Origin of the sequence: Halolamina pelagica (assembly GCF_001307315.1) — an archaeon.
Taxonomy (GTDB): domain Archaea; phylum Halobacteriota; class Halobacteria; order Halobacteriales; family Haloferacaceae; genus Halolamina; species Halolamina pelagica_B.
Genome location: NZ_LGUC01000001.1, coordinates 636815 through 648700 on the forward strand (window position 1 = coordinate 636815; position 11886 = coordinate 648700).

An 11886-nucleotide genomic window follows, 5' to 3' on the forward strand; every position below is an offset into this window, starting at 1 on the left:
GGCCACTTGCGACCGCACCGCCCCACCGCTGGGGCCTCCCAGTCGAGTTCGGTGGGTGAACCGGACGCTCCGTTCGCTCCTGGCTCGGAGCGGCTCGCTGACGCCGCTCCCGGGCGGGAAAACAAACGGTATACTCTTGGCCGCGTAACTGTCCACACATGGGCGATTCAGAACTCTCGAACTACGAACTCACAGCATCGCGTCTCAGCCCCCGACGGACGGAAGTCAGTACTGGTGACGCCGAGTTCGTCGTCGGTAAGGACGTAAACCCCGTCGAGTACTTGCTCGGCTCCCTGGTTGCCTGTCTCAACTTGACCGGGACGATGGTCGCACGAGACATGGACATCGACATCGAATCCCTCGAGGCGACGATCCAGGGGACGTGAACTACGCGACGTACCGGGGCGAAGACGTCGACGACCGAGCGGGGCTCCAGGGCGTCGAGGTTTCGCTGTCGGTCGAGACGGCGGGCGATGCGGACCTCGACGCGTGGCTGTCGAACGTGGAAGATCGGTGCCCGGTCACTGATAACGTCGAAAACGAGACCGGCGTCTCAGTCTCGCTCGATTGAACAGAACCGCGTGAGATCCGGCCCACAGGGGTTGGGACGCGTACGCTGCCTTTTTCGAGGGCCGTCGATGGGGGCTGTCTCTGCAGTCGAGTCGAGACAACCGATCAGCAATCGCGGGTTCAACCGGAACCAACTGCGTCCCTGTGACCGAAGTCGGCGTACCCGAACCGCTTTCACCCGCAGCCACCAACGCCCGGCCATGGCTATCGGCGACGTGACCGCGGTCGAAGGAGCCGAGAACGTCCACTACGTCGACACCGGGATGTACGACGTGCCCGAGTACGGCTCGGTGTACGTCATCGACGGCGAGCGCACCGCCGTCGTCGACTCCGGCACCGGCGGCGACTACGAGCGGATCGCCGACGCACTGGACGAACTGGGGATCGACAGTCTGGACGCGGTGGTGCTCACGCACGTCCACCTCGACCACGCCGGCGGCGCCGGCCACCTGCTTGCGGCCCACCCGGACGCACAGGCGTACATCCACGAGCGCGGCGCGCGACACCTGATCGAGCCGGACCGCCTCGTCGCCGGCACCAAGGACGCGGTCGGCGACCAGTGGCAGTACTACGCCGAACCCGAGCCGATCCCGGACGAACGAGTCACCCGCCTCGCGGACGGCGACGCGGTGGATCTCGGCGACCGCACGCTCGTCGCCCACGAGGCACCGGGGCACGCGCCCCACCAGCACGTGTTCCACGACGCCGACGCGGGGATCGTCTACACCGGCGACGCCGCGGGGCTGTACATCCCCTCCGTGGACACGATCCGGGAGACGACGCCGCCGCCGCAGTTCGACCTAGACCAGGCCCGGCGGGACGTGTCGACCATCGCGGACCTCGAACCGGAGATCCTGGCGTTCTCGCACTTCGGCCCGCGGGCGTTCGACGAGGCGTTCCTGAACGGCTACAAGCGCACGCTGATGGAGTGGGTCGAGGCGGTTCGGCGCAAGCGGGCGGAGCTGGGCGACGACGACGCGGTGATCGAGCACTTCGTCGACCACGCCGACGAGATGGCCGGCGCCGAGGTGTGGGGCGAGCGGAAGGCCGCGGCGGAGGCGCGGCTGAATACGCGGGGGTGTTGGCGTATTTGGGGGCGAAGGAGTAGAGTGGGCTAGGTAGCACCGCACTGCGGTGTCTACCCTTGTGCCTTGATGACGATACCGCCGCCCGAGAGGTCGACGCCGCCCGTGGTGTCGATTCGGACGCCGACAGCCATCGAGTCGCCAGGGGAGATCCCGGGGCCAGTGTATCCTTCGTCCCAGTTGGGGTAGGAGTCCAAAGCGTCGCCGTACGGGTAGAAGTCCCACTTCTCCGGGTGTGAGAGAGCGGTCTTGTCGATGCCCAGTCGGACGAACTGCGTCCCGCTGTTCGTGATCCGGAACACGTAGTCGAACCGCGAGACTGCGTCGTCGTTGATGCCGTTGCCCCCACATCCGCCGACTCATCGAAGTTCAGTACTAACTGATCGGTACTCCCTTCGTCGGCGTCGGTGGCGTACTCCCCGTTCTCGAGATTGTTCGGTGCGGTGAGACCGAGTAGTGCACTGCTGTCGTCGGCGACACTCACTGAGAGTGAGCGGTTCGCACTCACACTGGTGAACGCCCCCGTCCCGATCCCGGCCGCCCCAGCGGCGGTGAGTGATCCGAGCCCTGCGATGAATTTGCGTCGTTGCATTGGGAATCGAGCCTCGTCAGTATCTAGACAGTGTGGGGTGGTAGTATTGACCGGGCTGACGTAGTTCAGCATCACCTTGTCAACCCACGCAGCCTATCTGGGGAACCCTGTGTACTTGTTCAACACGGCTACGGCGTCCGGATCAGGCTCAAGATCATCCGCCAGTGGACCACGGTGGAGTAACTGTGGTACGGAACCGGGGTGAGCCGGCCCTACTAAGTGGGCGATTCTGCGCTCGCGTGGATCGTCACCGTTCCTGAGAGCGAGTCGACGTCGCCGGCGCCGGCGCCGGAGGCGGTCGTGTCGACCTCGACGCCGATCTTCATGTGCCCGCCAGCGGCGAGCCCGATCTTCGCGTTCGACGGGCCGTCGAGGCTGTTCGAGTCCGGGTCGAACCGGTAGAACGTCACACCCGGGAGGTCGTGCTCGAACCAGATATTCACGGCCTGCGTGCCGCGGTTGACCAGTTTGAACACCTGATCGAACTGGGACACCGAATCGTGATTGACACCCTCTCCACCGACCTCGGTCTTGTCGAAGTCGAGGATCAGTTGTCCGTCCTCGTAGGACGCGAACGCGTCGTTCGTCGAGGACCTCAGCCCCGGGTCGAACATCAGGAACGCGCTGCTGTCGTCGGCGACCTCGACGGCGACGGCCCGGTCGGCCGAGACGCTGGTGAACGCACCCGTTCCGACGGCGACGGCGCTCGTCGCCGCGAGCGATCCGACGCCGGTGAGCAGCGTGCGTCGTTTCATATTGGTCCCTCCGTGGGAAACCCACCAGCGGAGTCGAACCGCCGTGGCGGGGCGTCGATACCCCTCGGCTCCCCGCTATCGGGGATACTGTGCACCAGCGTGGGCTACCGTCGTCAGTCCATCACTGGACGGCATCTGGGTTCTCCGGCGGTGTCGGTGCTTCCCCACCGGACTCGTCCGACTCGCCCGTTCCGAACGAGGACGCAGTGAACCCCGGCGTTCCATTAGTGTTCCAGTCCGGTCCGGGGGCAGTCGACCAGGGGTCGGCGTCGACCGATCCTTCGGTTCCAGTGGTGTTGCTTCCCTCCCCGGGTCCGGCCTCGCTTCCCCACCAGTTGCCTGTCGCTTCCACTTCCCCACTCCCTTCGTTCGCGACCCCAACGACGTTCCCGACGATGTCGTTTTTCGTGACCGTCACTGTATTGGCGTCGGTACCGGCCAGGAAGACGCCGTCGTCGTTGTCCTCGATCGTGTTCTCCTTGATCTCCACCTCGGCCCCGGAGAAGTGGGCGACCCCAGACCCGCCCTCATCTTCGAACTCGTTTCCAGTTATGCTGTTTCCGCGAATTTCCGCGTCGGTCCCGACGACGCCGATTCCGACCGCACCGCTGCCGGATGCGCCGTCGAAGGTACTGCCACGGACTGTTGGTGTCGCCCCACCGAACTCGTTGCGCCCGCTGACGATCGCGCCGTAGAACGAGTAGTTCTCGACGGCGAGGTTCTCCATAACGACGTTCTCTGCGGAGGGTACGAACACACCGTTCGTCACGTCGCTAACTGTCACATCACGGATGGTCACGTCAGGCTCGAACGCCGCGAGCCCGTACCCGAACACTTCGCCCGTCACCTCGAAGCCCTCGAACGTGACGCCGGGGTCGAGAATCTGGACCCAGCCATCGATTGTCGGCGTCCCGCGGCCGACGATGCTCACGTCCGCCAACGGCGCCGACGCAGGGTCCGTGCCGGCGTCCTGCGACCCAATCTGGAGTCCGGGTTTCTCGCCGTACGCATCTGCACCATACGTCCCGGGAGCAACATCGATACGAGCACCGGTCGCCGACACATCGAGTGCCGACGAAATTGTCGGGAGGATGGCTTGCTGATACGGAGTCGCGGACTCGGGCCTGAGTGAGTTCGGCTTGACCGCGTCCGTCGCTGCCGCCTCCCCGAAGTCGTTGTTATCGAGTACGTCCGACAGCCCGACGTTCCCCGTCACGTCTGCCAAGTGGATGTCCGAACCATCGAACGTGTTTCCGCTGAACGTCGTCGCTCCCGCAGCGGCTTTGACCTCCACGCCGAGCTCTGCATCCGTGATCGTGTTCCCCTCGAACGCGAGGTTCGAGCCGTCCGTCTCCACACCGAGGCCGACGCCGAGGTACGGGCCGTCGTCTGACTCGATCGGTCCGATACCGTTTTTCCGGACCGTTACGTCCGCAGGGTCCTCGTCGTGGTTTCCGGTCCCTCGAACCGTCACCCCGAACCCGTACGACGTGACACCTTCACCGATTCCGGAGAGGGTGTTGCCCGTGATCGTCGCACCGTCGACGTTGCCCTGAACGCTGACCCCGGCGACCCCGCCTTGGTCCGCGTTCCGGAGGCTTCGAACCTCGTTGTTCGTCACTACGACGTTCGACACGGAGTCGTCAGCACTGCCACCGAAGATGTTTATTCCGTCGACACCGTAGAAGCCGCCCTCCGGATCGTCCCGCTCGAAGCCGTCGACGAGATTGTTCCTGACGTTCACATCGTCCGCGCTGCCGCTCACTCTGATCGCCTCGGACTCGGACGTCGATCCCGCCGCGGGCGGTGAGACAGTGAACCCATCGAGCGTGGTTCCGTCGCTGCTGGCGACGACACGGCCCTTAATCGTGGCTTGCCTCTGCTCGGTCGTTCTGAGTGTCAGGCCGGATTTGTTGACCTCGACGTTCTCTTCGTACGTTCCAGGCTCGACGAACACCGTCGTCCCGTCTACATCGTCGATGGCAGCCTGAATCGACCCGTACTCGCCGTCGTCTGGATCCTCACTTACGACTGCGGCGTCTTCACCGGTCGGATCCGTCGGACTAGAACTGCTCGGAACGTCGACATTCGCGGTAAGCGTCGCCGTCAGGTTCTGGGTGTCGATAGAACTCAGAACTGAGGTGTCGACGTACACGCCCACCTCTACCGTCTCGCCGACCGGCAGCGTGACGACCTCGTTCGTCCCGTCGTTCAGTTTGCGGTCGGAATTGCTTCCGGGATAGAACCAGATGTTGTCGTCGTCCAGACTCCCGCCGCTAAAGTTCGCCCAGACGTAGACGGGCTGGGTCCCCTGATTCGTGATTCGGAATACGTCGTCGAACTCGTAGGTGGAGTTGAGTCCCAGCCCGTCGCCACCGGCGTTGCTGTCGGAGAAATCCAGTTCGATCTGGTCGTTGTTTATCGAGGCGAACTCGCCGTTGGCGGTGCTGCTCGCGTCCATCGCGAGGAACGCGTTCGCGTCCCCCGCTACGGAAACACTGACACTTCGGTCGGCAGAAACGCTCGTGAACGCCCCCGTTCCGACCGCCCCGGCGCCGCTAAGTGCTCCGATCCCTGCGATGAATTTGCGTCGGTCCATAGTTGACCCCTTTGCGGGAAACCCACCGGCGGAGTCGAACCGCCGAACGGCCGGAGTGGGTTAGAATCAGTCGCCTGCCGCGACAGCCGTGATCGTGAGCGTCACATCGTACTCCGTCTCTCGCACTGGAACGCCGTGGGTGTCGACCTCCAGCCCACAGAGCAGTCTATTCGCGGTTGGGAGCGTTGCCGAGGGACTATTTTTTGTGAGGAGATTCCCTGTTTCTACGTTGTACATCGTTACTTCGGGAACCCCACTCGTATCGGACTGCGTACTGTATACCTGGACTGGCTGCGTACCGAGGTTTTCAACGGCGAAGAGCCCACTCGTTTCAGCCCCCGCATCTTGGCCGAAACGGTATACTGAATCCGTCCCGAGCCCCTGCGGGTTAGTCGGATCTTGGGATGGGTATTCGTCTTCGTCGTCTCCAGGGAGCGTGAACTCCAACTGAGACGGTGTTCCGTCTAGTTCGGAACGCTCCCCTGCTCCAATCTGTGTAAGTCCGAGCAGCGATTCATAGTCCGCTGCGGTCTGGACTGACACCGTGCGGCGCGCGCTGACGCTCGTGAACGCACCCGATCCCACGGCGAGTACGCTACCCGCCGTGAGGCTGCCGAGGCCAGCCATGAGGGTGCGTCGTTTCATTGTTTTCTCCTAGGTAGGTTGTCTTACGTACCGCTTCCCGAGCCGTCTCCCGTGTAACTGTCCGGGACGCGGGTCGCATCGGCAACGATCTCTATCGTCTCGCTGATGGAGGAGGTATTATCGACGGTGCTGTCCGTGGAGACGTACAGACCGAAGTCGAATGACTCACCAGGCTCGAGGACGTATTCCTCGAGCGAGTCATCATCGTCGCTACCTACCCCACTCCAAGTGGGGCCTTTATCTCCTCCCGTAAGGGAGATCTGATCGTCCTCAACACCTGCGGCGAGCGAGCCAGTGTTGGTGTAGTCTCCGTTAGGTCGATTGGAGGCCTGCGGGTCGATCGTGATCCCGGAACCTGACCAAGTAAGGTTGCTGTCACTGATACTGTCAGGATCAACGTAGACGACTGCTGCCTGCGTTCCCTGGTTTACCACTTTAAACAGGTCGTTGATCTGCGTCGTTGCGTTAGCGTTGACACCCGATCCAGTGGTACCCGCAGCACTGTCGATGTTGATGCTGAGTTTACCGTTGTTCCAGCTCAGGTAGTCCGCATTCTCCGACTCATTCGTTCCATCGTCGTCCGGATCCGGAGTCAGGGCCAGTAGGGCATCAGTGTCGTCCGCTACGGAGACACTAACACTACGGTTCGCCTGCACAGTCGTGAACGCGCCCGTACCAATGCCCGCCGCGCCAGCAGCGGTCAGCGATCCCAGACCAGCGATGAACTTGCGTCGTTCCATTGTTGTATTCCTCCGCGCCCCGAACTCCCTCGGGAACGCTTCACTTGACACATACCCCCTTTGTAAGTAGTATTGAGTCGGCTGACACGGTTCAGCCCGAACCAGTTGGATAGACGAAACGTCTCCGGCCCGGCCTGAGAACCGCCCGCGAACCCACAGCCCCGGTCTGACACCGCCTCAAGCGGCTCTTGAGATACCCACTGAAACCGGTTTCGTCGGTCGTTTTTCCCGCGAACCCGCCAATCGAGAACCAACCCTGAACAACTGCCCTCGCGTTGCCGAATCGGCGTCGACGCCCGCCGAATCAACCCCGAGCAACACCCCCGTTGTGTACGGAACTTTATGGTCGTTCCCGACACAGCCCCGACTCATGGATATCCGCGACGCCGAACGGGGGTTCGACCACCCCGTCATCGAGGACGACACGCTGCCGGCGATGTTCGAGGCCAGCGCCGAGCGCAACGCCGACGAGGTGGCCCAGCGCTACAAGGGGGGATCTACGACCGCTCGCTGGTCGCCGAAGGCGCCATCCCCGAGGCGCCAGCGGGCGACTACGCCGACCTGCGCTACGAGGAGACCCGCGAGATCGTGCGCAACCTCGCGGCGGGCTTCCGCGAGCTCGGCATCGAGGCCGGCGACCGCGTGGGGCTGTTCGCCAACACCCGGATGGAGTGGGCCCAGGCCGACTTCGGCGTGCTCGCCGCCGGCGGCGTGGTCAACACCGTCTACAGCGGCTCCTCGGAGCGCCAGACCGAGTACCTGCTGGGCGACGCCGGCGCCGACGGCGTCGTCGTCGAGAACGGCGACCTGCTGCGGAAAGTGCTGAACGTCGAGGACGAGCTCGACCTCTCCTTCGTCGTCGTGATGGACGAGCCCGCCGACGGCAGCGGCGCCGCGGCGGCGGTCCGGGACCGCGACGACGTGCTGACGCTGGGCGACCTCCACGACCGCGGCGCCGCGGCGTTCGACGAGGACGCCTACGAGGGCTGGCTCGACGAGCGCGATCCCGACGACCTCGCGAGCCTCGTCTACACCTCCGGCACCACCGGCCAGCCGAAGGGCGTGAAGCTCACCCACCGCAACTTCCGGTCGAACGTGAACCAGTGCTACCGGCGCTTCGGCCCGCGGCCCGACCGCGACCCGGAGATGCCGACGACCGACACCGACACGGTCGCGCTCTCCTTCCTCCCCCTTGCGCACGTGTTCGAGCGGCTCTCGGGGCACTTCCTCATGTTCGCCTCGGGGGCGACGATCGCCTACGCCGAGAGCCCGGACACGCTGCGGGAGGACTTCAAGCTCGTCAGGCCGACGACGTTCACGAGCGTCCCGCGCGTGTACGAGAAGCTGTACGCCGCCGTGCGCGAGCAGGCCAGCGAGTCGCCGATCAAACAGCGGATCTTCGAGTGGGCCGTCGACGTGGCCCGGGAGTACGAGCGGACCGAGAACCCCGGCACGCTACTCTCGCTGAAACACGACGTGGGCGACAAGCTGGTCTACTCGAGCGTCCGCGAGGCGCTGGGCGACAACGTCGACTTCTTCGTCTCCGGCGGCGGCAGCCTCTCGGAGGACCTCTGCCGGCTGTTCCACGGGATGGGGATCCCGATCCTCGAGGGGTACGGGCTCACGGAGACCGCGCCGGTGCTGAGCGTCAACCCCATCGAGGATCCCAAACCCGGCACGATCGGCCCGCCGGTCGTCGACGTGGAGATGGACCTCGACGAGTCCATCGGCGTGATGGGCGACGATATCCAGGGCGACACCGGGGAGCTGCTCGTCCGTGGCCCCAACGTCACCGACGGCTACTGGGAGAAGCCCGAGGAGACCGCCGACGCGTTCGAGGCGGCCGACGACGGCGGCGACCCGTGGTTCCGGACGGGCGACGTGGTCGAGATCCGGCCCGACGGCTACATCGCGTTCCGCGAGCGGGCGAAACAGCTGCTGAAGCTCTCGACGGGGAAGATGGTGCCGCCGGGCCCCATCGAGGACGCCTTCGCCGACAACGAGCTGATCGAGCAGGCGATGGTCGTCGGCGACGCCCGGAAGTTCGTCGGCGCGCTGATCGTCCCGGCGTTCGACGCAGTCCGGGCGTGGGGGAGCGTGAAGGGTACGAACTCCCCGCGGACGACGACGAACTCTGTCACGACGACCGCGTACGCGACCGGATTCAGGCGGAGGTCGAGGCGATCAACGAGGAGTTCGAGAGCCACGAACAGATCAAGCAGTTCCGACTCGTGCCCGAGGAGTTCACGCCCGAGAACGACCTACTGACGCCGACGATGAAGAAGAAACGCCGGAAGATCCTGGATCGCTGGAGCGACGAGGTCGAGAACCTCTACGAGTAACCGGCCGCGGTAGCCACGTTTAAGCCGACCCCACCGATTCCTTCGAACGTGAGGGCGAACAGAATCGTCGAAGCCGGGGTGCTGTAGATGGCCGGGAACGAGGCAGCCGTGCTCATCGCGGTCGTCGCCGGCATCATCGGGATCGGCGTGATCGCACAACTGCTCTCGGACTGGTTCCGGGTGCCGAGCATCGTGTTCCTGATCGCGGCGGGGATCCTGCTCGGCCCGGAAGTGACCGGGCTGCTCAACCCCGAATCGTTCGGGACGCCCGCGCTGTCTGCCATCGTCGGCCTCTCGGTCGCGATCATCGTCTTCGAGGGGGCGTTCCACCTCCGGATTGACGAGATGCGGGAGGCGCCACGGACGGCGTTCAGGCTGGTGACCGTCGGCGCCCTGATCGCGCTGGTCGGCACCGGCGTCGCCGTCCACTACCTGCTGGGTGTCGGCTGGCTGGTCGCCTTCCTCGTGGGGTCGCTGCTGGTCGCCACCGGGCCGACCGTCATCGCACCCATCCTCGACGTGGTCCCCGTCCGCGACCGGGTCGGGATCGCGCTCGACACCGAGGGGATCGTCAACGACGTGACCGCCGCCATCACCGCGGTCGTGATCTTCGAGATCATCACGACCGGGGCGTCGGGCCCGAGCGCCCTCGTCACGCTGTTCGCTGAACGACTCGGCTACGGGCTGCTGGTCGGGATCGCCGTCGCCGGGCTGCTGTACTACGCGCTCCAGTACGTCGATCTCTCGCCCAGCAACGCGCCGCGGAACGCCCGCCTGCTCGTGCTCGCGGGCGCGCTGGTCGCCTACGCGGCCGCGAACTACCTCGCCAGCGAGTCCGGCGTCGCCGCCGTCGCCGTCGCGGGCATTCTGCTCGGCAACGCGGACGTGCCCTACGAGGACGAGATCGCGGCGTTCAAAGGCGACGTGACGCTGATCGTGCTCTCGTTCGTGTTCATCACGCTCGCCGCCCTGCTCAAGTTCTCGGTGCTGCTCGAACTCGGGGTGGCGGGGTCGGCGTCGTGGTCGTGGTCGCGCTCGTGCTGCGGCCGCTGCTGGTGTTCGTCTCCAGCGCCGGCGACCGCTTCACCCGGGGAGAGAAACTGTTCATGAGCTTCGTCGGCCCCCGCGGGATCATCCCGGCGTCCGTGGCGACGCTGTTCGCCATCGAACTGCGGAGCGACGCGGTCGGAATGCCGGGCGCCGCCGACGTGCTCGTCGGCACCGTCTTCCTGACTATCCTGCTGACAGTCGTGTTCGAGGCGGGGCTAGCCCGCCAGATCGCGGAGAAACTCAACGTCATACCCATGCGAGTCATCATCGTCGGAGGGGGTCGGTCGGGCGCGAGCTCGCGACCCGCCTCGAAGACCGAGGCGAGAACGTCGTGATCGTGGAGAACAACCAAGAGCGGATCGAGCAGGCCCGGAACGCTGGCTTTGCGGTGCACCAGGGCGACGGCTCCGACACCGAGGTGCTCCAGTCCGCGGGCGCGGAGAACGCCAAGATCATCGTCGCCGCGACCGGCGATGACGACGCGAACCTGCTCATCTCCCAGCTCTCCCAGTCGAAGTTCTCGCCGGATCGTGTGATCGCCCGGACGAACAACCCCGAGAACGTCGACGCCTTCGAGGAGTTGGGCGTCCGGACGATCTCCCCCGCGATGGCCACCGCACAGGCGATGGACGACTACATCGAGCGCCCCGCGATGGCGCGGTGGATGCAGGGGATCGGCGACTCCGGCGACGTTCAGGAGATCGAGGTCACCGCCGAGCCGCTGATCGGCCAGACGATCCGCGAACTCGGCCCGCAACTCCCCGAGGGCTGCATCATCGGGCTGGTTTGCCGGGACGCGGACACGTTCGTCCCCGAGGCCGACTTCACGCTCGAACGTGGCGATCGCGTCACCTTCATCGGCCGGAAGGAGGCGGTCCGCGAGGCGATGAAGTGGGCCCACCCCGAGGAGTAACGAGGTTGGGCAACGCCCTCGAAAACGAGCGGTCAGTGGTTTCGCCGACCGATACCGACGACGGTTTCTCCGCGGAACCCTGACCCTCGGTAATGGCGCTCTCACGCCGTGCGTTCCTGCCCCTCCCGGTCGTCGTCGCGCTCGCCGGCTGTACGTCGTTGACCAACGAAGCGGTCGAGATGGCTATCGAGAACCGTAGCGGCGGCGCGCGGGACGTGACTGCGACGGTGACGCCCGTCGCCGAGTACGACCCCGACGACCCACCCGAGCCCGACTTCGAGGGGACGGTCCCGCCGGGCTCCCGACAGTTGGTGGCCGACGTAGCCCCGTCGCCTGACGCGGGCGAAGCGCCCATCCCGACCCGGGTCCACGTCGTCGCCGGCCCCTACGAGGACGTACTGCAGGTCGAGGTGACCGGCACCGGGACGATCGACGTGCGGATCACGCGCAACGGGCTGGACGCCTTCTTCGCGGCGCAGGACTGAGTCGCGGTATCCGGCGGGCGAGATTCCGTTCCGAGAGCCGCCGTCTCCCCCGCCGACTCGCGTTACGGCGCCCCACGGACCCGACACGGTTTTCCCGAATCACCGAGAAC

The 11886-nt window shown here is 65.3% G+C and carries 9 protein-coding genes and 2 pseudogenes; 6 read left to right on the forward strand and 5 right to left on the reverse strand.

Features of this window, described 5'->3' with window-relative positions; genetic code table 11:
• Window positions 1-158 precede the first annotated feature (158 nt).
• The 3 genes from SY89_RS18070 (at window position 159) to SY89_RS03380 (ending at window position 1688) form a co-directional block, all read left to right on the forward strand.
• Window positions 159-386 (forward strand): OsmC family protein, encoded by a 228-nt coding sequence (locus tag SY89_RS18070; RefSeq protein ID WP_239685500.1) that lies wholly within the window; start codon window positions 159-161, stop codon window positions 384-386.
• Window positions 383-571 (forward strand): hypothetical protein, encoded by a 189-nt coding sequence (locus SY89_RS18075; protein WP_239685501.1) that lies wholly within the window; start codon window positions 383-385, stop codon window positions 569-571. Before SY89_RS18070 ends, SY89_RS18075 begins: the two co-directional genes overlap by 4 nt.
• 199 nt (window positions 572-770) lie before the next feature.
• Window positions 771-1688 (forward strand): MBL fold metallo-hydrolase, encoded by a 918-nt coding sequence (locus SY89_RS03380; RefSeq protein ID WP_054583149.1) that lies wholly within the window; start codon window positions 771-773, stop codon window positions 1686-1688.
• A 20-nt stretch (window positions 1689-1708) separates the two neighbouring features.
• Here SY89_RS03380 and SY89_RS03385 read toward each other — a convergent pair whose 3' ends face one another.
• The 5 genes from SY89_RS03385 to SY89_RS03400 form a co-directional block, all read right to left on the reverse strand.
• The gene (locus SY89_RS03385; RefSeq protein WP_054583150.1) at window positions 1709-1957 is read right to left on the reverse strand and encodes a hypothetical protein; all 249 of its coding nucleotides are present in this window, start codon (window positions 1955-1957) and stop codon (window positions 1709-1711) included.
• Between the two features lie 505 nt (window positions 1958-2462).
• On the reverse strand, window positions 2463-3002 hold the full coding sequence (locus tag SY89_RS03390) for a DUF1102 domain-containing protein (RefSeq protein ID WP_054583151.1): 540 nt from the start codon (window positions 3000-3002) through the stop codon (window positions 2463-2465).
• Between the two features lie 121 nt (window positions 3003-3123).
• Window positions 3124-5463 carry a right-handed parallel beta-helix repeat-containing protein gene (locus tag SY89_RS03395; RefSeq protein WP_054583152.1) on the reverse strand — a complete coding sequence of 780 codons (2340 nt, stop codon included), beginning with the start codon at window positions 5461-5463 and terminating at the stop codon, window positions 3124-3126.
• A gap of 204 nt (window positions 5464-5667) precedes the next feature.
• A complete protein-coding gene (locus tag SY89_RS15675; RefSeq protein ID WP_239685502.1) occupies window positions 5668-6228 on the reverse strand; it encodes a hypothetical protein in 561 nt (186 codons plus the stop codon).
• A gap of 41 nt (window positions 6229-6269) precedes the next feature.
• Window positions 6270-6986: a hypothetical protein gene (locus SY89_RS03400; protein ID WP_054583153.1), complete on the reverse strand. Its 717-nt coding sequence runs from the start codon at window positions 6984-6986 to the stop codon at window positions 6270-6272.
• Between the two features lie 370 nt (window positions 6987-7356).
• Here SY89_RS03400 and SY89_RS03405 point away from each other — a divergent pair.
• The 3 genes and pseudogenes from SY89_RS03405 (at window position 7357) to SY89_RS03415 (ending at window position 11776) form a co-directional block, all read left to right on the forward strand.
• Window positions 7357-9328, forward strand: a pseudogene (locus SY89_RS03405) (AMP-dependent synthetase/ligase).
• An 87-nt stretch (window positions 9329-9415) separates the two neighbouring features.
• Window positions 9416-11291 (forward strand): annotated as a pseudogene (locus tag SY89_RS03410) (cation:proton antiporter domain-containing protein).
• A gap of 92 nt (window positions 11292-11383) precedes the next feature.
• On the forward strand, window positions 11384-11776 hold the full coding sequence (locus SY89_RS03415; protein WP_054583154.1) for a hypothetical protein: 393 nt from the start codon (window positions 11384-11386) through the stop codon (window positions 11774-11776).
• Window positions 11777-11886 lie beyond the last annotated feature (110 nt).